Consider the following 20,655-nt stretch of genomic DNA (forward strand, 5'->3'; position numbering starts at 1 on the left):
GGGCCGGGTGTGCATCTGTTGGGACACGGCGTGATCGCCGTCGGTCCACCCGCCCGGCGGTGCAACACTTGACCCCATGCCTGAGCTGCGGTCGAAGACCTCCACGCACGGTCGGACGATGGCCGGCGCCCGGGCCCTGTGGCGGGCCACCGGGATGACCGACGACGACTTCGGCAAGCCGATCGTCGCCATCGCCAACAGTTTCACCCAGTTCGTACCCGGTCACGTACACCTCAAGGACCTCGGCGGCCTGGTCGCCGACGCGGTGGCCGAAGCCGGCGGGGTGGGTCGGGAGTTCAACACCATCGCCGTGGACGACGGCATCGCCATGGGGCACGGCGGGATGCTCTACTCGCTGCCCAGCCGCGAGCTGATCGCCGACGCGGTCGAGTACATGGTCAACGCGCACTGCGCGGACGCCCTGGTCTGCATCTCCAACTGCGACAAGATCACCCCGGGCATGCTGCTGGCCGCCCTGCGGCTGAACATCCCGACCGTCTTCGTCTCCGGCGGCCCGATGGAGGCCGGCAAGACGGTGGCGATCGAGGGGATCGTCCACTCCAAGATCGACCTGATCGACGCGATGATCGCGTCGTCCAACGAGGCGGTCACCGACGACCAGCTCGGTGCCATCGAGCGCTCCGCCTGCCCGACCTGCGGCTCCTGCTCCGGCATGTTCACCGCCAACTCGATGAACTGCCTCACCGAGGCGATCGGGCTGGCCCTGCCGGGCAACGGGTCGACCCTCGCGACCCACGCCGCGCGCCGGTCGCTCTTCGTCGAGGCCGGCCGCACCGTCGTCGAGATCGCCAAGCGCTGGTACGACCGCGACGACGCCTCGGTGCTGCCCCGGTCGATCGCGAACCGGTCCGCCTTCGAGAACGCCGTCGCGCTGGACGTGGCGATGGGTGGCTCGACCAACACGATCCTGCACCTGCTCGCCGCCGCCCGCGAGGCGGAACTGGACTTCGACGTCGCCGACATCGACGCGATCTCCCGGCGGGTGCCCTGCCTGGCCAAGGTCGCCCCGAACTCGCCGCAGTACCACATGGAGGACGTGCACCGGGCCGGCGGCATCCCGGCCATCCTCGGCGAGCTGGACCGGGCCGGGCTGCTGCACCGGGACGTGTCGTCGGTCCACTCGCCCTCGCTGGCCGAATGGCTCGCCGCCTGGGACGTCCGGGGCGGGTCGGCGACGCCGGAGGCGGTCGAGCTGTTCCACGCCGCCCCCGGCGGGGTGCGCACCACCGAGCCGTTCTCCACCACCAACCGCTGGTCCACCCTGGACACCGACGCGGCCGGTGGGTGCATCCGGGACCGCGAGCACGCCTACTCGGCCGACGGCGGGTTGGCCATCCTGCACGGCAACCTCGCCCCGGAAGGCTGCGTGGTGAAGACCGCCGGGGTGCCCGAGGAGTGCCTGACCTTCCGGGGCCCGGCGAAGGTCTACGAGTCCCAGGACGACGCGGTGACGGCGATCCTCGCCAAGGAGATCGTCGCCGGGGACGTGGTGGTGATCCGCTACGAGGGCCCGAAGGGCGGGCCGGGCATGCAGGAGATGCTCTACCCCACCTCGTTCCTCAAGGGGCGTGGCCTCGGGCGGTCCTGCGCGCTGCTCACCGACGGCCGGTTCTCCGGCGGCACCTCCGGCCTGTCGATCGGGCACGCCTCCCCCGAGGCCGCCTCCGGCGGGCTGATCGCCCTGGTGGAGCCGGGCGACGAGATCGTCATCGACATCCCGAACCGGTCGATCGAGCTGAACGTGCCGGCCGACGTGCTGGAGGCCCGTCGGATCGCGCAGGAGAAGCGGGACCGGCCGTACACCCCGGTGGACCGGGAGCGGCCGGTCTCCGCCGCCCTGCGCGCGTACGCCTCGATGGCCACCTCCGCCAGCGACGGCGCCTACCGCCGCGTCCCGGACTGACCGACGGCTCCGCCGGTCGGGAGCACCCCGACCGGCGGGGCCGGGTCGGACCCGGCCGACCTCGACTGCGACGACCTGCGCCCGGCCACCTCCCGCAATGCCAGATGGGCGAGGAGACCCACCGGGGAGAGCAGGATGGTCAGCGCCAGGATCGGCCCGGTCACCAGCGGATGCATCCCCCGCTCCCGCCCGTCCAGGTACATCCACCGGCCGACGAAGAGGTCGAAGGCGATCACGTGCGCCCAGAGCGTCGCCGCGCCGGCCGGGGTGCCGAGGAACTCCGACAACCCGGTCAGCGAGGGTCGGCTCACCACCGGCCAGAGCCGGTCGAACTCCACGACCGCGAGAACCAGGTAGCCGACCAGCGGCGGCACCACGACCAGCGGCGAGCCGACGATCCGTCGGGTCCACGACCAGCCGGGCAGCAGGATCATCAGGGCCCAGAAGGGTACGACCAGCGGGAAGGTCAGGTCGAAGATCAGCCCGGTCATTGCGTACCGCCGACGAGAGCCGGCGTGGCGGCGGACACCGGCGTCCGCGCGGTGGCGAGCACGACGGCGGCTGATCCGACGGTCGCCACCAGCAGTACGCCGGCCGCGGCGAGGGTGGCCGCGTCCGGGGCGGTCAGCGGCTGCCCGCGCAGCGCCTGCCAGGTGACCAGGACGACCAGCCCGGCGTACCCGGCGGCGACGGTGCGGACCAGGCCCCGGCGGGTACCGTCGTCGCGCAGCCGGGGCAGGCGACGGCCGAGCCGGAGCAGCGCCAGGCCGACCAGGGGCAGCACCTGGAGTCCGTGCATCCCGACGAAGTGCGGGATACGCAGGTCACCACCGGTGGTGCTCCAGCCGAGCAGCGGCAGACCCGGCCCCCCGTCCGGGACGCCGACGCTGTGCGCGCCGACCACGGTCGCCACGCCCTCGCGCATGGTGGTGGCCTGCTCCGGGGTGGGACCGGTCATCAGGAAGCCGAGCGCCATCCCGGCCACCGCCAGGGCCAGCCCGAGGCGGACGGCCGACGAGGTGGCCCGGTCGGCGATCCGCTCCCGGAGCAGGAGGACGGCGACCACGAGGTTGGCCGCCCACAACACCCCGATGCTGACTCCCATGACCGTCCAGAGGGCCGCGTCGAACGCGGTGAGCATGTTGTAGTGGCTCTGCCGGCCCCGGAGCACCTGCGCCACGATGATCACCATCTCGACGGCGGCGGTGACGGCGACGACCGTGCCGGCGCGTCGTCCGGCGGTGTGGTGGCGGCGGAGCAGGGAGAGGAGCCAGGCCAGCGTCGGCGCGTACAGCAGGAAGCTGAGGGCGAACTTGAGCGGCTTGGCCCAGATCGGCGCGCCGACCAGGGTGCGGTCGTCCACGACCAGACCGACGGCGCAGACCACCGCCAGGGCGGCCATCGCGGCGGTAAGGGCCATCAACGGTCGGTGCAGCTGGTAGAGGGAGGCGGGGCGGGGCATGACGTCCTCCAGGAAGCTTTACCTGATAGTGTCAGGTAGAACGAACAACGTCAGGCTAGGAGGGTTTGTTGAACACTGTCAAGAAGGATGAGCAGTGTCAGTCGTAAAGCCGTCCGCCAGCCTGCGCGAACGCCGCCGGGCCGCCACCATCGACGAGATCGTCGGCGTGGCGCTCCGGCACCTCGCCGAGCACGGCGTCCACGAGTTGTCGCTGCGGGCGGTGGCCCGCGAGGTCGGCATGACCGTGCAGGCGCTCTACCACTACTTCGACAGCCGCGACGCGCTGCTCACCGCACTGATCGCGCACGGGCACAACGCGCTCGCCGACGCCCTCCGGGCCACCGCCGACGCCCACCGCGACGCCGGCTACGTCGACCGCTGTGTCGCGGTGAGCCTGACGTACCGGGAGTGGGCGCTGGACAACAAGCCCCTGTTCCTGCTCCTCTACGGCAACCCGGTGCCCGGCTACGCCGCCCCCGAGGGAGGACCGACCATGATGGCCGGTCGCCGGGTGGCGGAGGTCTTCGCCGAGGTGGTCTTCGCCGGCTGGACCACCGAGCAGATCGGCGCAGTGCCCGTACCGGCCACGGATCCGGCGCTGACCGCACAGCTCACCGGCGCGGCGCAGGCCATGGCGCCACACCTCTCCCCCGGCGCGCTCGCCCAGTTCCTCGGTGCCTGGGCGCAGTTACACGGTCTGGTCATGCTCGACCTGCTCAACCACCTGCGCTGGCTGGAGGGGGACGCGGCGACCGAGTACCACCGGGCCATGCTCGTCCAACTCGGCAACCGGCTCGCCGCCATCCGCGACGGACACTGATCCGACGACTCCGCTGGGTCAGGCCCGGAATCAGCGCTCAAGCACGCAGACGGAGGTGTCGAAGATCGGGTCGGTGATCGCCGACAGCACCGGCACCGGCCTGTTTCAACGCATATGCGAGGGACTGCGCTCGGGAGCCGGTCGTCCACGTGTCGTCCAAGACCAGTGCGCGCACAGGCTCGGCACGGTCGAAGGGCTGGACGGTGAACCAGTCGGCGTGGAAGCGCCGTTCCTCGGAGCCATACCGGGGGCTGGTCGAGGCGGTGAGCCAGGGCAGCCCGAGCCGGTCGCCGACCAGTTCCTGGAGCGCGTGCGGGCCCGACCTGCCACCGGTGCTGGGCACCACCACGGCGTGGGTAAGTGGACCACCCACCCCGCGAGCGACACAGTCGCGGTGATCGCGGAGGAAGAGCAGCAGCAACGCGAGCAGGCTCCACCGTGCCTGCCGGGACGGCGGGGTCGCCTTGTAGAAGCGCAGGTGGTGATGGTGCTGACCGTTTCGCGGCGAGTACGAGATCGGCACCACCACGTCGGCGAGCAGCCCGCCGGACTCGGTCTGATGGTCCTGGCAGGGATAGCAGTACGCGTAGCCCGGGTTACGCACACCTCGACAGGTCGGGCAGATCCCGGGGGCGGCCGGCAGCGGGTTGCGGAGGAAGTTCCGCTGCGGCTCGACGTACTCCCGGATTCTGACCCAGGGGTCAGAGGCTGGCGAAATCAGGAAAGCCCTCCAGGTCAGCCGTGGTCGGCATCCTCCGGAGGATGCCGTCGACCACCTCCAGCAGTTCCACGGTGCCGTGAGCGACGTGGACGCCCGGCCGCTCGGCGAACGCGCGAGCCCACTCATGCTGCAACACCTGGGCCGTCAACACCACCGGCCGCCCGTGTTGGAGCGCGAGCCGGGCCTGGATCCGCGCTCCGCTGCGGTCACCGGCCTCGACCACCACCGTCGCCGCGGCATAGCCGCTCATGACCGCGTTGCGCATCGGGAAACTCTGCTTCGTCGGAGTGGCGTCGGGCCAGAACTGGCTCACCACCAGGCCGTGCTCGGCGATGCTCTCCTGTAGTTGCTGGTTGTCCGCTGGATAGCAGCGACGGATCCCGGTACCGATGACGGCCACCGTGCGACCTCCGGCGTCGAGCGCAGCCTCGTGAGCGGCGGTGTCGATGCCCCTGGCCAGGCCGCTCACCACGGTCACACCCTGGTTGGCCAGCGAGGTGGCCACCGACCGGGCTATCTTCAGTCCCCGGTCGCTCGCCTCCCGGCTTCCGACGACCGCGATGGCGCGTGGCTCGGGCCGCAGGTCTCCCCGCGTGAACAGCAGTGGCGGCATCTCCCTGATGTCCCGCAGCTGCGCCGGATAGTCGTCGTCGTAGAAGGCGCGCACGGTGATGCCCTCGGCCTGCCACTCGGCAAGCTCGGCGGCAGCCGCAGCAAGCAGGGGCTCGACGGAACGGACATCGGCGAAGAGCGTGTCCGCCTGACCGGCCACCCGATCAAGCACGGCGAGCGCACTGCCGGCTTCCTGGACGTCGTGGGCGATCTCGGACCAGCTCAGGCCGGGCTGACGCAGCAGCGCCACCAGCGCCGCCCGCTCTGCCGTCCCCAGGTCCATGCGCTGGAGCCTAGCCCCAGGATCCGATTCGTCGGCCCGTTGAGCAGGGCAAACCGGCGCGACTACCGAGCGAACACCGGATCCCCAACCCACTTGCCGAACATATGTTCGTGCCCGGTGCCGAGTCAAACGACACACGGCAGGTCCACCAGTCGCATGCCGCCGTCGTCGTCGTGCAGGTGGGCGGTGCGGCCGGCGCGGGTGAAGCGGAGGGTCACCGCCCGGCCGGCGTGCTCGGCAGCGAGCCGGAGCAGGGCGGGCTCCGGGTCGGCGACCGGCTCCCCGGCCGGGAAGCCGGGTAACGGCAGCGACTCGTCCGGGTCGGCGGGGACCAGCCCGGCCAGGTCGTCGGCGAGGTGGGTCAGGCACTCGTCGAGCGCCGTCGCCAGGCTGGGCCGGGTGGGCAGGTCAGCCGGGTGCACCGGGGCGTACCGGTGCCGTACCTCCACCGACCAGTAGCGGCCGTCGGGTCGCAGCGGGTGGTCGGTGTGCCGCCGCAGGTCGAGCAGACTGACGTGCAGCGCCAGGTCCAGGCCGACCACGAGCCGGATCAACTCGACCAGCGGCGGGACGTCGGGGCGTACGGCGGTGACGACGAGCCGTCCGGCGGGCAGCCCACGGCCGACCTCGCGGACGTACTCCCCCACCGGATCCGCTCCCGGCCAGGGCAGCGTGACGTACCCGTCGCGCAGCTCACGCGGGATCGCGTGGCCGCCGTCGGCCTCCGCCAGGTCCTCCGGTCGTACGCCGAACACGCGTGCCCAGGCACCGAGCCGGTACCGCTCGGGAAGCTGGACCACCGGCCGCCCGCCGGGTTCGGTGGCGACCTCGCAGGGGACCTCCGGGGCACCGGCCTGCCACGTCAGGTGCACCACCCGGTGCCGCAGGTCGGTGAGGGTGACCAGCACGGTCCGGCGCAGCCGTCGGGTGCCGCCGCAGGTGGCGCAGCGCAGTGCCGATCGCTGCCGGCCGGTTCCGCCGCAGCGGTCGCAGTCGTCGGCCGGTCCGCCACCGATTCCACACCGGCAGACCCGCGTCGCTTCTCGCGAGCGGCAGTCCGGACAGGGGCGGCCGGGCACCGGTTCGCGGAGCCGGAGCGGTTCGGGCGGCTCGACGACCCGGTGCAGCGACGGCCGGGGACGGCCGCCGACCGGCAGCGCGGACCGGCCCGGCGACCCTTCGGGGGTGCACCGCAGCCCGGTGCGCCACCAGCGGCCGTCCCGCCAGATCGCCTCGGCACTCGGCCGGGCGGTGCCATCGGGCCCTCCCCCGTCCCGTGATCGACGCGAGTCGCGGCATGTCGGGGTGTCCGCCGGGCTGGACACCCCGACATGCCGCGCATCGTGTGGATCACCTTCGGCCGGCTCGACCAGCTCGGCGAGGATGCTCCGCTCGATCCGGTCCACCGGCCCGGTCTGCGGCGGGGGCCGCCGGATGGTGGGCGGCACGTCCGGCACCTCACGCCCGAGCGGCCCGTCCAGCACCTCGTGCGTGAGCGGCAGGGCCGGATCGAGCAGCCGGGCCGGCGCGGTCAGCCCCCGGTCGGCGAGACCGGCCAGGGCCGCCGGCACATCGGTGCGGAGCAGCGCGGTCGCCAGGTCAGGACTTCCCTCGACCGGGCCGGCCGGGACGGGCGAGCCGGGGATGTCGTACCGGACCGTCCAGTGCGCCCGGTCGCCGTTCCGGCGGACCGCCACGACCAGGTCGAGCAGGAGCAGGTCGGCGAGGCCGCAGAGCCGGGAGAGTCGGGCGGCCGGGTCGACCGGGGCCGTCGCGGTCGAACGGCCCAGCCAGAGCCGCCACGGGTGACGGGCGGCCCCGGCGAGGGCCTCCGCCGCCAGCAGGTGCCGGTCGGCGGTGGGCAGGTCGGGCCGCCAGGTCGGCGGGAGGTGTACCACCAGTGGGTCGGGGTCGAGCACGGCGACGACGGTGGCGGCGAGGTCGCGTACCCAGGGAGTCAGCTCGGCCGTCCAGCCGCCCGCCGGGTCCGGGCGAGGGTCGAGGTCGGCGGGCGTCACCCGGCGGGACGCGACCGCGCCGGTGTCCCGGTTGGCGACGGTGAGCAGGAGCTGTGCGCGGCGGCGGCCCTGCCACTGGCAGCGCGGGCAGCCGGTGCCGGCGCATTCCGGGCAGGCGACCGTGGAGGCCACGCTCATCGCGGCGGCCTGGCCGAGCAGGTTCCGTCGTGGTCGACCCGGCGCACACACCGGCGACGGTCGGGCAGCGGCAGGTCACAGAACACCCGGTGGCGTACGCCCTGCTCGTCCTCGAAGCTGACGGTGACCTCGGCGGCGTCCACCTCGGACAGGAAGCTCACCGAACGGGCCAGGGTGCCGGTGAACTGGCGGGCGGCGGGCAGGTCGGCGGCGGTGAACGGCAGGTGTGCCACGAACCGTTCGCTCACCGGGCACCCGCCAGCTCACGCCGGGCCGCCGCCGTCTGCCACTCGCGCAGGGCCGCCTTGATCCGGTCGGCCTCGGCGTGCGTGCGGGCCACCTCGGCGTAGAGAGCGGTCAGGTCGTCGGCGACCCGGTCGAGGAGGGCCCGCACCTCGGCGGCGTCGACCCCGTGCCGGCCGCGCGGGGTGAAGAGCCGGTCGCGGACCTGCCAGGGCCGCAGCGGTCCGACCGCCCTGCTCCGGTACGCCGTCCCGCGCGGCCTCCCGCCGACCGACCGGACCGGCTCGACCTGGGATTCCCGTGGTTCGACAATTGCGTGCCGGCCGGTTGTCGTTGCCCAACGAAGAAATGCGCGCACGAGGGCAACACTCCTTTCCGAATTCAGGGTGACCGGCCTGGGATCAACCGTCAGACCGGGAAGCGAGAAGAGGCACGGCGACCCCACCGGGGGAGGGCAAGACCGCCGCACCACGGCCATATTGCGGCCCCGACCAGCAATAACACAACTTTATCCGGCCCCGATTCCGGACTTATTTCTGGCCAACAGTCAGGCATTCCAGAGACGAGGTTCGGGATGTTGCAAATTTGGAGGGCGGCAGGGCCGCTGCGTGCTCGACCGCCCGGGGCGGGACCCGCTACATCGGCGGATCAGCAGGCTCGGTCAGATGTTGGACGCGTCGGGAGGCAGGTCGGCCGGCGGTTGCGGGGAGCCGACGCCACCGGGGACGCTCTGGCCGGTGCGGCCGAGCACGTACGCCGTCATCGACAGCGACCCGTAGGCGTAGCCGTCGACGAGGACCTCGGTGTTGGGCGTTTCGGCAGCTCCGGCGAGGCCGGCGAGGTACAGCGCGGGGATGAAATGGTCCGGGGTGGGCACCGCGAGGGCGTAGTCACGGTGGGCGTCGAGGCTCGCGAACCCGGTCGGGTCGGTGAGCATGCGGGCCTTGGCGTCCTCGTCGAAGCGCCGCGCCCAGTCGTAGCCGTCGTCGGTGAGGTTCCAGTCCATCCCGCGCAGGTTGTGCACCACGTTGCCACTGGCGACGACGAGCACCCCCCGGTCGCGCAGGGGAGCCAGCTTCGCGCCCAGTTCCAGGTGGTAGTCCAGGGGCTTGGCGGCGTTGATGCTGAGCTGGACTACCGGGATGCTGGCGTCGGGAAAGGCGTGCACGAGCACCGACCAGGTGCCGTGGTCGATGCCCCAGCTGTCGACGTCCGCGCCCACCCACGTCGGGTGGACGACGTCGCTGACCTCCTCGGCCAGCTCGGGTAACCCGGGTGCGGGGTACTGCACCTCGAACAGCGCCCGGGGGAAGCCGTAGAAGTCGTGGATGGTGCGCGGCCTCGGCATGGCGGTCACTGCGGTGGCGTTGATGTACCAGTGGGCGCTGACGACCAGGATCGCCCGGGGTCGCGGCACGCTCTCGCCGAACGCCTTCCACGCTGCGGTGTAGCGGTTGACCTCCAGCGCGTTCATCGGGCTGCCGTGGCCGAAGAAGGCCGCCGGCATCCGGACGTCCGAGGTCCTGACCGGGTGCGCCGTCACGATCGCCGCCTTCCTCGATGCCGGTTGGTGGCAACGCCGCAGCCTGCCGTCAGCCGGACGGTCACGGCGATCACGCCGCACCGAGCCTATCCACTGTCGTTGACGCGCGCGCCACTTCGACCGATCGGCAACCGCGCTCGCGATCGCAACAATTACGACAACCCCAGGGCGGAATACCAATAACGCAACGTTCCACAATTTCGATTCTTGACTCGACGACAATCAACAGATAGGCATTTCAGGGGCGGAGTCGAAAATCGGATGGAGGCGTGATCGTTGGCCGAGGACATGGGCTCGACAGTGCCGCGACGACAACTCGGTCGGGCGTTGCGGCAGTTGCGCACCGAGGCGGGCGTCACCCTCGACGCAGCAGCCGAGGCGCTGGAATGCAGCCGGCAGAAGGTCTGGCGGATCGAGAGCGGCCTCGGGTCGGTTCGCTCGGTGGACGTTCGGGCCATGTGCCAGCTCTACGACGCGAACCCGGAACTGACCGGCGCGCTGGCCGCTCTCGCCAGCGAGACGAAGGCGAAAGGCTGGTGGCACGCCTACGGCGACGCCATCCCCGACTGGTTCGAGCTGTACGTGGGTTTGGAGTCAGCCGCTTCCCGCCTCCGGTTCTACAAGAACACGCTGGTTCCGGGCCTGCTGCAGACGAGGCGGTACGCCCTGGGGATCTACCAGGTCGACCAACCGGAGATGACCGACGAGGATCGGGAGCTGGCGGTCGAGTTGCGCTTGCAGCGACAGTCGCTGCTCACCCGTCGCCTGCCCCGCGCACCACGGGTGCAGGTCACGCTCTGCGAATCGGTGCTCCTCCGTCCGGTCGCCGACGCTGCCGTCATGGCCGAACAGCTCCGTCACCTGTTGGAGGTGACCGACCTCCCCAACGTCTCCATCCGCATCCTGCCGCTGGCAGCCGGGCCACACAGCGGCAATGTTGCCGGGGAGTTCGTGATGTTGGAGTTTCCGCCCGGCAACCGGAGCACTCCGGAGCCGGCTGTCGTCTACAGCGAGTCGCTGACCGGCGGGCTCTATCTGGACCGGCCGGCGGAGTTCGCGGCCTACGAGAAGGTCTGGGCGAGTCTCGGGCGACTTGCCTTCGATGAAGGACAATCGAAGAACGTGATCAGCAAGATCCTTGGGGAGGTTCATCATGGCTGACCTGACCGGTGCCCGATGGCGCAAGAGCACTCGCAGTGCTGGCAACGGCGGTGAGTGTGTGGAGGTCGCCGACAACCTGCCTGGCCTGGTCGCCGTACGGGACAGCAAGGACCCGAGCGGGCCGGCACTCACCTTCGCCCCGGACGCCTGGGCCGCCTTCACCGACCAGCTCAAGCGCACCCGCTGACCACAGCCCAGGGTGCGGCGGGCCGCTCGACCCGCCGCGCCCTGCGGGAGATCGTCAGCAGTGCTTGTCGCCGGCCGGGGCACACCGGCACCGTCCGGGAGACCGACGGACCAGCCCCTCGACTGCCGTCTGGCGGTTGGTCGAAGCGCTGCGCCGGCACGGATGATGCGGATGAGCTGGCAGAGATCCAGGTCACACAACGACGACCGGGGTACTGGCTCGATGGGTGAGCATCAGCCCCGGGGCGATGACGCCCCGGGGCCGATCGGGTGGGTGTCAGGTCAGTACGCCGGGTCCATGTAGAGCAGGACGGGGGGCGGGCACGGGCACGGCGGCCAGGGGGGCAACGGGCAGGTGCACCAGGTCACCAGGTAGTTGCGGACCTGCAACGGCGTCCAGGCCGGGTTGACCTGTAGGACACGGGCGGCGGCGCCGGCCACGTGCGGGGCGGCCATCGAGGTGCCGCTGATGGTGTTGGTCGCGGTGGTGCTGGTGATCCATGCCGAGGTGATGTTGGTGCCCGGCGCGTAGATGTCGACGCAGTTGCCCCAGTTGGAGTAGGAGGCTCGGATGTCGTTGCTGTCGGTGGCGCCGACGGTGATCGCGTTGGGGGTCGAGGCCGGCGAGAAGTTGCAGGCGTCGGCGTTGGAGTTGCCGGCCGCGACCGCGTAGGTCACGCCGTCGGCGATCGAGTTGGTCACCGCGGCGTTCACCGAGGTGTTCAGGCCACCGCCGAGGCTCATGTTGGCCACGGCCGGGCCGGAGACGTGGTTGCTGGTGACCCAGTTGATGCCGTTGATGATGCCGGCGAAGGTGCCGCTGCCGGCGCAGTTGAGGACCCGGACGGCGACCAGCCGGACGTTCTTGGCCACTCCGTAGCTGGTGCCGCCGACGGTGCCGGCGACGTGGGTGCCGTGGCCGTTGCAGTCGTCGGCCGGCAGGGCGCCGTCGACCGCGTCGTAGCCGTGGACGGCCCGTCCGCCGAAGTCGGTGTGGGTGGTCCGGATGCCGGTATCGATGATGTACGCGACGACGCCGGAGCCCGTGCTGGTGTAGCTGTAGGAGTTGTTCAGCGGGAGGGGGTGCTGGTCGATCCGGTCCAGGCCCCAGGACGGGGTCGGGGACTGGGTGGTCGTGGTCTGCACGGTGCCGTCCTGCTCGACGTAGGCCACCGCCGGGTCGGCCGCGAGCCGCTTGGCGGTCTTCTCGCTGGCGTGCACGGAGAAGCCGTTGAGGGCGTCGCCCCAGACGTCACGGACCGTGGCGCGGTAGCGTTCGGCCAGGGCGGCGGCCTTGCTGGCGACGGCGGCCTTGGCACGGCCGGCGGAGCCGCCCACCGCGCTGTCCTTGAGGACGACGATGTAGCTGTCGGCGACGGCGGTGGCGCTGCCGGCGTTGAGAATCCTGCCGGTGGTCGGGGCGGCGGCGGCCGGCGTGCCGATCATGGCGGTGACCATCGCCGAGACGGCGACGACCCCCAGGGCGGCCAGTCGGCCTCGATGCGTACGGGCGAGCGACATTTCCCGATTCCTCCTTACTGTGGCCGTTCTCGACTGGCGAGGCGCCACGGCTGGGACCGGTCCTGAATGGTTACCCGAAAGGTAATCCAAGATTCTCATTATTTGAACATAACAACGCTCCATAACATTGATGTTCGGCCAGGTCCTTGTGATCTCCCGCGCTTTCGTATGACGTGGTCAGCGGCGAACTGGACGCCGGTCCCGCTGGTGGCGGGCGCTCGGGGTGGAGTGGGGAAATCGGACAATCCGACTAAGGTGCGCCCGCCAGCCTGGACGCCTGGGATATCTTTCTCAAGCCTCAATCAACCCAACATGACGCACCCGACCTGCCGATAAAATAGGATTCGGCATTAATCTCAACCAATCGGTGGGTCAACGTGAAGCACATCAGGCGCAGGATTCCCGCAGCCGGCTTCGACCCTGCGCAAGTCGCGCCGACTCTCCGGGTACTCGCCGAGCTCGTAGATCCGCCGTCGCGGCGTGCAGCCCTTCGGATTCCGGGCCACTTCGCCCCGGGCGGACGGGCGTCCAGCCTCGATCGCCATCCTGCGGTCGGGTGACGAGCAGTGAATGATCACCCTCTGCACACGCATCGACACTCAACGCTAGGTTGATGGCCTTCCCGCGAATGGAGGTCCACCTGTGACCACCGTCCGAAGGCTCGGCCTCGTGATCGCCGCCGCGATCGCCGTCCTGCTGCCCACCTCCGCCGCCCATGCCGCCGACGCCGGCTACGTCGTCAACCCGACCGGCGCCGTCCTGTACCAGACCAACTGGTGGTACTCCAGCTCCACCGTCAACGCGCTGCCCGGCACGCCCGCGGCGTCGTCCATCGGCACGATCTACTGGTCGTACTCGATCTCCAACCAGTCGAACGTGATCGCCCAGCTCTGCAACCCGAACGGACCGGGGCAACTGCTCTGCCTCGACCTGCCCAACGGCTGGGCCACCGGCAACACCACCGCTTGGGCAGGCCTGTCGGCGCAACGCGCCTGGCTGTTCCGGCTCGCCGTCCTCGACCCGGTGACGAAGATCCTCAGCCCCTACCGGTACGGCGGTCAGCACCAGGTGATCGTGAACTACACCTACACCACCCCGTCCCCCACCCGCGCCCAGGACTCCCCGCTGCGCCTCGTCGCCCGCTGACCTCGCCCACGCCTGCGTCGGCGACATGCGGCAAGTCGGGGTGTCCGAGTATCCGGACACCCCGACTTGCCGCAAACAGGAATCCGAGCGCCGGGCGGGACGGGCGTGGGGGTCGTCAGGCGGGGACGAAGCGGGCGGCGTCGGCGACGACGTAGCCGTCCGTGCCCTCGGTGCGGATCAGGACGCTGCCGGCCGTCCCGGCCGCGAAGGCGTAGGTCCCGAGGGGCACCCACTGCCCGCCGGATCCGCGCTGGTCGACGGTACGGGTGGTGACGCCGCCGCCGTGCACCACGTCCACCGGCACGTTGCTGGCCCGGTTGGGGTCGGCGGTCCAGCGCAGGCTGACCGCGTAGCTGCCGGCGGCCGGCAGGGACGGGGTGAAGCGCAGCCGGTTGACGCCCTTGCCGGTGTTGTCGTCGTGCTCGTAGTCGACGCCCCAGTACCCGCCGACGTGGCTGCTGCTCAGCCAGGTGCCGGCCCGGGTCACCGAGGCGGAGGCGTTGTCGACGACAATCTCACCGTCGATGGCCGGGGGCCACTGGAGGTGCTGGCCGTCCTGCCGGAGTCGGGCCTGGAGGGCGGTGACGTTCACCTGCTGCACCGGCCCACCCGCGTCGAGGGCCAGCTTCGCCGCCGTGGCGGCGGACTGGGCGAGGATCATGAAGACCGGTTCCATCCGGACCGAGCCGTACGCGATGTGGCTGGCCGAGAGGCAGACCGGCACGAACAGGTTGGCGCACTGCGCCTCGGTGGGCACGATCGCGCGGTAGCTGATCGGGTACGGGCCAGGCACCCCGACCTGTACGTCGCCCTCGTTCTTGACCACGCCGTCGACCACGACGCGCTGGCAGTTGTGCGAGTCCATGGTGTAGCTGGCCAGTCCGACCGAGTCGGCGACCCGCACCCGGCCCCGGCAGTCCCGCTCGGTCACCACGTACGCCGAGACCATCCGGCGGGCCTCCCGGACGTACAACTGGGGTGGCCAGCCACCGGTGGCGGTGAACTCGTCGGCGGCCAGGCCCCACGCGGCGGTCGAGGTCCGGATCGATGCCGGCAGCCGGGGGTCGTTGGCCAGGAACCACATCAGGCCCTGCTGGTAGGTGCGGTGCTCGGCGACGATGCTCTCCCGCACGGCGGGGCTGGCGGTCGGGTAGGTGTAATTGGCGCCGATGAAGTCGGTGGAGAACGCGCCGTGGTTGTTGGAGTCGGTCTTGCCGTTGCCGACGCCCTGGGTGGTGAAGAACGGCCCGGTGAAGCCCGCCTGGACGTAGCGGAGCAGGAGTTCGTAGTCGGCCGGGTCGTAGCCGGCGGGCTTCGGGAACGGGATCCGGTCCGCGGCCTTCGTCAGGCACATCCGGAAGTTGTACGCCTGGATCAGCCCGTCGCCGGTGCCGTTGGGCGCGACGGGCGCGGCGGAGATGCCGGGGAGCAGACCGCTGGCCGGGACGCCGGGTGTCACGTACGGGTCGACCGGCCGGGTGAACTGGTGACCGGTACGCAGTTGCACCCCGTTGATCGTCTCGCCGTACACCGTGTTGGCCTCGCGCCCGAGGGCGTACGACACACCGGCCTTCGCCATCAGGTCGCCCTCGTACGTCGCGTCGACGAACATCGGGCCGGCGAAGGTCTGACCGTTGTCGGTGGTGAGCGCGGTGATCCGGTTGCCGGCGCGAACCACCTGGGCGAGCCGGACGCCGAGGTAGACCGGCACCCCGTGCTCGGCGAGCAGGTCGTCGAAGACCTCGGCGGCGACGTGCGGTTCGAAGACCAGCCGCATCGGCGAGTCGGGGGTGACGGTGTTGCCGTGGTACTTCGCGTGCACCCGCCGGTAGAACTCCCCGGCGATGCCGCCGATGGAGGCGCTTGTGCCGCTGTCGGTGTAACCGAGTCCGCCGGTGGTGAGTCCGCCGACGTGCTGGCCCGGTTCGAGGATCAACGCGGTACGCCCCATCCGGCGCATCTGCACGGCGGCCACGATGCCGGCCGAGGTGGCGCCGTACACGACCAGGTCGGCGGTGACGGTGTTGGCGGCCAGGGCGGGCAGGCCGATGCCGGTGGAGCCGGCGACGACCAGGGTGGCACCGCCGAGGCGCAGCAGGTGACGGCGATTGAGCACAGGCGACATGGCGGCTGCCTTTCGGGCAAGGGCCTTCGAATGGAGGGAGCGCGCCGCCGCACCCTGAACCCAATCGACCTTTGTCCATCGACTGCGCGATGTCAAGAGCCGGAGCGGCGAGCGCTCCGGCTCTCGTGGTGCGGTGCCTGAGGTGGTTGCAGGGGACCCTTCCTCATCAAGAAGCGGTAACAGGGGTCCCCTGCTACCCCTTCAGCACGCGGGCGCGCAGCGCCCCTGCGTTTACTGCGGGCAGCGCCCCGGCTAGCCGTTCACCGCAGGCGCCCCGGCTAGCCGTTCACCGCGCGCAGCACCGGGGGTGCGGTGAGGGCGGCGGGGTCGAGCGGGAGCCGGCTGTGGACGGTGAAGGTGGTCGACTCGCCGGGCAGGAGCGTGACCAGCGCCCGGTCGACCTCGGCGGCCGGGTCGAGGCGGTCGGGGTAGAGGGTCAGGTCGCGCAGGATGGTGCGGGCTCGGACGTGGACCTGTACCCCGCCGTCGAACGGTTCGACGGTGGCGTCGTACGTTGCCGCCGGCCAGGGGAGGTCCCGGTCCTCGGCGAAGAACCACAGGGCCCGCTCGGCGCTCTCCCCCGCCTCGACGACCAGCAGTTCACGCCGGGCGTCCTCGGGTCGGGCCAGGTCCGCCGGCAGCGCCAGGGTCGTCGCCGAGCCGGGCGGCACGTCCAGCTCGTACGACGTCTTGGCGCGCGGTTCGCCGGCCAGGGTGAGCCGGGTGACCGTGGCCGAGGCCCGCCAGGGCTGCCCGCCGTCGTTGACCGCCGCCAGGGCGAGCCCACCGCCGCCGGCCAGGCCACCGCCACCGCCACCGGCCAGGCCACCGTCACCGGCCAAGCCGCCGCCATCGCCGTCGCCGGCCAGGCCACTGTCGCGGGGTTGGACGGTGAGCAGCCGGTCGGCGTACGCGTGCCGCAGGGCGTACCAGAGCGGCTTGCGGCGGCCGTCGCCGTCCACGGCGGACCAGGAGGTCACCGGCCAGCAGTCGTTGAGCTGCCAGACGATGGTGCCCATGCACACGCCCCGGTGCGACCGGAAGTGCTCCACCCCGCAGGCGATGGCCCGCGCCTGGTTGACCTGGGTCAGGTAGTGCCACTCGTCGAAGTCGGCCGGGGTGGGTAGGTGCGCGTCCAACCCGCGCTGGAGTTTCCGGTTCCCGTCGGTGGCCTTCTGGTGGTGCGCCATGCCGGGCGAGTCCGGGGCGAGCGGGTCGTCCGAGAGCGCCCGGCGCAGCGTCGCGTACGCGGGCGGGGCCTGGTAGCCGAACTCGGCCACGAACCGGGGCACGTACTCGCGGTACTTCAGGTAGTCGTCGGTGTTCCAGACGTCCCAGATGTGGGTGGTGCCGTGCGCCGGGTCGTTCGGGTGGATCTCCTCGCTGCCGGACCACGGGCTGCCCGGCCAGTACGGGCGGGTCGGGTCCAGTTCGGCGACGATCCGGGGCAGCAGGTCAAGGTAGTAGCCCCGTCCCCAGGTCCGTCCGGCGAGGGGCTCCTGCCAGTCCCAGTCGTGCCAGCCCCAAATGTTCTCGTTGTTGCCGGTCCAGAGCACCAGGGACGGATGGACGGCCAGCCGGGTGACCTGCTCCCGCGCCTCGGCCTCGACCTCGGTGCGGAACGGTTCCTCCTCCGGGTACGCCGCGCAGGCGAAGAGGAAGTCCTGCTGGACGAGGAGTCCGAGCGAGTCGGCGAGGTCGTAGAAGTCGGTCGACTCGTACCGGCCGCCGCCCCAGACACGCAGCAGGTTGACGTTCGCGCCGATCGCCTGGTCGAAGCGGTGGGCCAGCCGGTCCCGGGTCACCCGGTGGGGGAACACGTCGTCGGGGATCCAGTTGACGCCCCGGACGAAGACCGGCAGCCCGTTGACGACCAGGGTGAACGCGCTGCCGTGCGCGTCGGGGGTGGTGTCGAGGCGCACCGAGCGGAAGCCGACCTGCCGGGTCCAGTCGTCCAGCGGTACGCCGTCGAGGGTGCCGAGGGTGACGGTCAGCGGGTACCGGTGCGGGTCGCCGTACCCCCGGGGCCACCAGAGCCGGGGGTCGCGGACGGTGAGGTCGAGCACGGCCCTGCGCTCCCCGGCCGGGACCACCGTCTCGACGGAAGCCCCGGCGACCGTGGCGCGGACGACGAGCGGGACGTCGGCGGCCCGGTCGACCGTGACGTGCACCGCGACGGCGCCGACGCCGTCGGCGACGGTCACCACGGGGCGGACGTCCGCGAACCGGGCGACCGACCAGGTGTGCAGGCCGATCTCCTGCCAGATCCCGGCGGTGACCAGGGTCGGACCCCAGTCCCAGCCGAAGTTGCACGCCATCTTGCGGACGAACGGGAACGGCTCCGGGTAGGCGTTGGGCCGGTCACCGAGCCGGTCCCGGTGCGCCTCCGCGTACCGGTAGGCGGAGTCGAACCGGACGGCGAGGTGGTTGTCCCGGTCGCGCAGCAGCGCACCGACGTCGAACCGGTGGCTGCGGTGCATGTTCTCGGTGCGGCCGATCTCGACGCCGTTGAGGGTGAGCGTGGCGACGGTGTCGAGGCCGGCGCAGACCAGGTCGGTCCGGTCCGCGTCGCCCGGCGGCCGGTCGAAGGTGGTCTCGTAGACCCAGTCGGTGCGGCCGATCCAGGCGAGCCCCTTCTCGTTGTCGTCGAGGTAGGGGTCGGGGATCAGGCCGGCGGCGAGCAGGTCGGTGTGCACGCAGCCGGGGACGGTCGCCGGGACCACCCGACCGGCGACGTCCGCCGGCACGGTCACCGCGCCAGCCGGGTCGGCCTGGTCGGCCTCGGCCGGAGCCGGCGGGGCGGGCAGCGCCCGCAGGGTCCAGCCGTCGCGCAGATCGTGCCGGGCCGGACCGCCCCCGTGTGCCTCGTTCACGATTTCACCGCACCTTCCATGATTCCGCGGACGATCTGCCGGCCGCCGACGACGAGCATCACCAGCAGCGGCAGGGTGGCGACCAGGGCACCGGCCAGTACCCGCCGGTACAGGACGTAGTTGCCGCTGGCCAGGTCGGAGAGGGCGACCATCGAGGTCGGGTAGTCGGTGCCGCCCAGGGTGATCAGCGGCCACTGGAACTCGTTCCAGGTGGCCACGAAGGTGAGCAGGCCGAGTACGGCCATCGCCGGACGGACCGCCGGCACGACCACGCTCCAGAAGATCCGCATGGTGCTCGCCCCGTCGATCCGGCCCGCCTCGACCAGTTCGTCGGGGACCGCGTCGAGGATGAACTGTCGCATGTAGAACACCCCGAACGCGGTCACCAGGCCGGGGGCGATCACCGCGAGCAGGGTGCCGTTCCAGCCGCCCTCGCCGGGCATGTGGCCCATCAGGATGTAGAGGGCGACCACGCCGAGCTGGTTCGGCACGGTCATGGTGAGGATCACCATCACCATCAGCGCGTTCCGTCCCCGGAAGCGCAGCTTGGCGAAGGCGAAGCCGGCCAGCGAGCAGAAGAAGAGCACCGAGGCGGTGACCACGGACGAGACGATGACGCTGTTGCCGAGCGACTGGAGGAAGAAGACGTCCTGCATCGAGAAGACCTCGCGCAGGTTGGTGGTGAGCTGCCCGCCGGGGAGCACCTGCGGGGGGATCTTCGCCAGCGCCTCGTCGGTGTTCGTCGCGATGACGAACATCCAGTACAGCGGGAACGCCGAGAACGCGATGACGATGCTGAGGAAGAGGTAGCTCCAGACGCTGCCGGGGGTGTGCTGCGGGGCCCGACCCATCAGCGCCGCGCGCCGCGGGTTCTTCATCGCTTCCCTCCGCCCAGGCGGTTGGTGATCAGGGCGTTGGCGGCGGCGACGACCAGGATGACCAGGAAGAGCGCCCAAGACATCGCCGCCGCGTAGCCGAGGTCGAGGTCGCGCCAGCCGACCTTGTAGATGAGCTGGGCGATGGTCTGCCACTGGTGGTCGTCGCCGCCGTTGCCGAGCGCGGGGTTGCTGTCGAAGAGCATCGGCTCGGTGAACAGTTGCAGGCCGCCGATGGTGGAGAGCACCACCGTGAAGATCACCACGGGCCGGATCATCGGTACGGTGATCCGCCAGAGTTGCCGCCACGGACCGGCGCCGTCGACCGCCGCCGCCTCGTAGACGTCACGCGGGACGGACTGCATCGCGGCGAGGTAGAGCAACGCGTTGTAGCCGATCCACTTCCAGTTGACCATCGTGGCGATGGCGATCCAGGAGGCCCACGTCGACGCGCGCCAGTCGATCGGCTCGGTGCCGCCGATGCCGAGCAGCGACAACGCCCAGTTCGCGATGCCGGTGTCCCGGGCGAACACCACCGAGAAGATCAGGGTGGAGGCGGTCACCGGGGTGACGTACGGCAGCAGCACGCCCACCCGCCACCAGGTCTGCGCCCGCAGCTTCCGGTTGAGCAGCGCGGCCACGACCAGCGCCAGCAGGAGCTGCGGCAGGGTGGAGAGCAGGAAGATCCCGAAGGTGTTGGAGAGCGCGTTCCAGAAGTCGCCGTCGGAGAGCAGGCGACGGAAGTTGTCCAGGCCGGCCCAGCCGTCCCGGGTCGGGTCGTCGAGCCGCCAGGTGCGCAGCGCCACGACCCCGTTGAAGACGATCGGAAAGAGCCCGAAGACCGCGAAGAGCAGGAAGAACGGCGCGATCAGCAGGTACGGCAGGTAGCGCACGTCGAACCGGTACAGCCGCTCGCGCCAGCGGGACGGCCCGCGTTGGTCGGGCTCGGGGCGGGCGTCGCGGCCACGGCGGGGCGCCGTGGCGGCGGCACGGGTGGGGGACAT

General features: G+C 71.2%; 18 protein-coding genes. 5 read left to right on the forward strand and 13 right to left on the reverse strand.

The features are described from left to right. Positions 1-76 precede the first annotated feature (76 nt). Positions 77-1,924: a dihydroxy-acid dehydratase gene (ilvD, locus tag GA0070618_RS03070; RefSeq protein WP_088980267.1), complete on the forward strand. Its 1,848-nt coding sequence runs from the start codon at positions 77-79 to the stop codon at positions 1,922-1,924. On the opposite strand, the gene GA0070618_RS03075 is transcribed toward ilvD, so the two are convergent. Both GA0070618_RS03075 and GA0070618_RS03080 read right to left on the reverse strand, forming a co-directional pair. Further along, the gene (locus tag GA0070618_RS03075; RefSeq protein ID WP_088980268.1) at positions 1,903-2,415 is read right to left on the reverse strand and encodes an ABA4-like family protein; all 513 of its coding nucleotides are present in this window, start codon (positions 2,413-2,415) and stop codon (positions 1,903-1,905) included. The genes ilvD and GA0070618_RS03075 overlap by 22 nt on opposite strands. After that, positions 2,412-3,386, reverse strand: a complete 975-nt coding sequence (locus GA0070618_RS03080; RefSeq protein WP_088980269.1) for a hypothetical protein — start codon at positions 3,384-3,386, stop codon at positions 2,412-2,414. The genes GA0070618_RS03075 and GA0070618_RS03080 overlap by 4 nt, the downstream gene beginning before the upstream one ends. Positions 3,387-3,480: 94 nt before the next feature. Between GA0070618_RS03080 and GA0070618_RS03085 the strand changes: the two genes are divergently transcribed. After that, positions 3,481-4,206: a TetR/AcrR family transcriptional regulator gene (locus GA0070618_RS03085; protein WP_088980270.1), complete on the forward strand. Its 726-nt coding sequence runs from the start codon at positions 3,481-3,483 to the stop codon at positions 4,204-4,206. Positions 4,207-4,243: 37 nt separating this feature from the next. On the opposite strand, the gene GA0070618_RS03090 is transcribed toward GA0070618_RS03085, so the two are convergent. The 6 genes from GA0070618_RS03090 to ygiD all read right to left on the reverse strand — a co-directional run bounded on the left by GA0070618_RS03090 (position 4,244) and on the right by ygiD (position 9,764). Continuing rightward, entirely contained in the window at positions 4,244-4,810 is a 567-nt protein-coding gene (locus GA0070618_RS03090; RefSeq protein WP_231931584.1) for a phosphoribosyltransferase, read from the reverse strand. A 97-nt stretch (positions 4,811-4,907) separates the two neighbouring features. After that, positions 4,908-5,822, reverse strand: coding sequence for a DNA-processing protein DprA (locus tag GA0070618_RS03095; RefSeq protein ID WP_088980271.1), 915 nt, complete (start codon positions 5,820-5,822; stop codon positions 4,908-4,910). A gap of 125 nt (positions 5,823-5,947) precedes the next feature. Next, on the reverse strand, positions 5,948-7,978 hold the full coding sequence (locus GA0070618_RS03100) for a hypothetical protein (protein WP_088980272.1): 2,031 nt from the start codon (positions 7,976-7,978) through the stop codon (positions 5,948-5,950). After that, positions 7,975-8,226, reverse strand: a complete 252-nt coding sequence (locus tag GA0070618_RS03105; RefSeq protein ID WP_088980273.1) for a hypothetical protein — start codon at positions 8,224-8,226, stop codon at positions 7,975-7,977. The genes GA0070618_RS03100 and GA0070618_RS03105 overlap by 4 nt, the downstream gene beginning before the upstream one ends. Continuing rightward, the gene (locus tag GA0070618_RS33260; RefSeq protein WP_231931585.1) at positions 8,223-8,579 is read right to left on the reverse strand and encodes a DivIVA domain-containing protein; all 357 of its coding nucleotides are present in this window, start codon (positions 8,577-8,579) and stop codon (positions 8,223-8,225) included. The genes GA0070618_RS03105 and GA0070618_RS33260 overlap by 4 nt, the downstream gene beginning before the upstream one ends. Before the next feature lie 303 nt (positions 8,580-8,882). Next, the gene (gene ygiD / locus GA0070618_RS03115) at positions 8,883-9,764 is read right to left on the reverse strand and encodes a 4,5-DOPA-extradiol-dioxygenase (protein WP_231931586.1); all 882 of its coding nucleotides are present in this window, start codon (positions 9,762-9,764) and stop codon (positions 8,883-8,885) included. A 276-nt stretch (positions 9,765-10,040) separates the two neighbouring features. On the opposite strand from ygiD, the gene GA0070618_RS03120 reads away from it, so the two are divergent. Beyond that, on the forward strand, positions 10,041-10,925 hold the full coding sequence (locus tag GA0070618_RS03120; RefSeq protein WP_088980274.1) for a helix-turn-helix domain-containing protein: 885 nt from the start codon (positions 10,041-10,043) through the stop codon (positions 10,923-10,925). Then, a complete protein-coding gene (locus GA0070618_RS03125; protein ID WP_088980275.1) occupies positions 10,918-11,112 on the forward strand; it encodes a DUF397 domain-containing protein in 195 nt (64 codons plus the stop codon). Before GA0070618_RS03120 ends, GA0070618_RS03125 begins: the two co-directional genes overlap by 8 nt. Before the next feature lie 281 nt (positions 11,113-11,393). On the opposite strand, the gene GA0070618_RS03130 is transcribed toward GA0070618_RS03125, so the two are convergent. Then, positions 11,394-12,632, reverse strand: a complete 1,239-nt coding sequence (locus GA0070618_RS03130; protein ID WP_088980276.1) for a S8 family peptidase — start codon at positions 12,630-12,632, stop codon at positions 11,394-11,396. A gap of 642 nt (positions 12,633-13,274) precedes the next feature. Between GA0070618_RS03130 and GA0070618_RS03135 the strand changes: the two genes are divergently transcribed. After that, positions 13,275-13,778 carry a flagellar protein FlhE gene (locus GA0070618_RS03135; protein ID WP_088980277.1) on the forward strand — a complete coding sequence of 168 codons (504 nt, stop codon included), beginning with the start codon at positions 13,275-13,277 and terminating at the stop codon, positions 13,776-13,778. Between the two features lie 115 nt (positions 13,779-13,893). Here GA0070618_RS03135 and GA0070618_RS03140 read toward each other — a convergent pair whose 3' ends face one another. The 4 genes from GA0070618_RS03140 to GA0070618_RS03155 form a co-directional block, all read right to left on the reverse strand. After that, the gene (locus tag GA0070618_RS03140; RefSeq protein WP_172900252.1) at positions 13,894-15,903 is read right to left on the reverse strand and encodes an FAD-dependent oxidoreductase; all 2,010 of its coding nucleotides are present in this window, start codon (positions 15,901-15,903) and stop codon (positions 13,894-13,896) included. 278 nt (positions 15,904-16,181) lie between these two features. Further along, a complete protein-coding gene (locus GA0070618_RS03145) occupies positions 16,182-18,776 on the reverse strand; it encodes a glycoside hydrolase family 2 protein (RefSeq protein ID WP_172900253.1) in 2,595 nt (864 codons plus the stop codon). Further along, the gene (locus GA0070618_RS03150; RefSeq protein WP_088980278.1) at positions 18,773-19,654 is read right to left on the reverse strand and encodes a carbohydrate ABC transporter permease; all 882 of its coding nucleotides are present in this window, start codon (positions 19,652-19,654) and stop codon (positions 18,773-18,775) included. The genes GA0070618_RS03145 and GA0070618_RS03150 overlap by 4 nt, the downstream gene beginning before the upstream one ends. Beyond that, positions 19,651-20,655: a carbohydrate ABC transporter permease gene (locus GA0070618_RS03155; RefSeq protein WP_088980279.1), complete on the reverse strand. Its 1,005-nt coding sequence runs from the start codon at positions 20,653-20,655 to the stop codon at positions 19,651-19,653. The genes GA0070618_RS03150 and GA0070618_RS03155 overlap by 4 nt, the downstream gene beginning before the upstream one ends.

Origin of the sequence: Micromonospora echinospora (assembly GCF_900091495.1) — a bacterium.
Lineage (GTDB): Bacteria > Actinomycetota > Actinomycetes > Mycobacteriales > Micromonosporaceae > Micromonospora > Micromonospora echinospora.

Excerpts from the sequence above, each read along its gene's own strand:
- ilvD (WP_088980267.1), top strand. The coding sequence starts at position 77 with ATGCCTGAGCTGCGGTCGAAGACCTCCACGCACGGTCGGACGATGGCC.
- GA0070618_RS03075 (WP_088980268.1), bottom strand. The coding sequence starts at position 2,415 with ATGACCGGGCTGATCTTCGACCTGACCTTCCCGCTGGTCGTACCCTTC.
- GA0070618_RS03080 (WP_088980269.1), bottom strand. The coding sequence starts at position 3,386 with ATGCCCCGCCCCGCCTCCCTCTACCAGCTGCACCGACCGTTGATGGCC.
- GA0070618_RS03095 (WP_088980271.1), bottom strand. The coding sequence starts at position 5,822 with ATGGACCTGGGGACGGCAGAGCGGGCGGCGCTGGTGGCGCTGCTGCGT.
- GA0070618_RS03100 (WP_088980272.1), bottom strand. The coding sequence starts at position 7,978 with ATGAGCGTGGCCTCCACGGTCGCCTGCCCGGAATGCGCCGGCACCGGC.
- GA0070618_RS03125 (WP_088980275.1), top strand. The coding sequence starts at position 10,918 with ATGGCTGACCTGACCGGTGCCCGATGGCGCAAGAGCACTCGCAGTGCT.
- GA0070618_RS03130 (WP_088980276.1), bottom strand. The coding sequence starts at position 12,632 with ATGTCGCTCGCCCGTACGCATCGAGGCCGACTGGCCGCCCTGGGGGTC.
- GA0070618_RS03140 (WP_172900252.1), bottom strand. The coding sequence starts at position 15,903 with ATGTCGCCTGTGCTCAATCGCCGTCACCTGCTGCGCCTCGGCGGTGCC.
- GA0070618_RS03150 (WP_088980278.1), bottom strand. The coding sequence starts at position 19,654 with ATGAAGAACCCGCGGCGCGCGGCGCTGATGGGTCGGGCCCCGCAGCAC.
- GA0070618_RS03155 (WP_088980279.1), bottom strand. The coding sequence starts at position 20,655 with ATGTCCCCCACCCGTGCCGCCGCCACGGCGCCCCGCCGTGGCCGCGAC.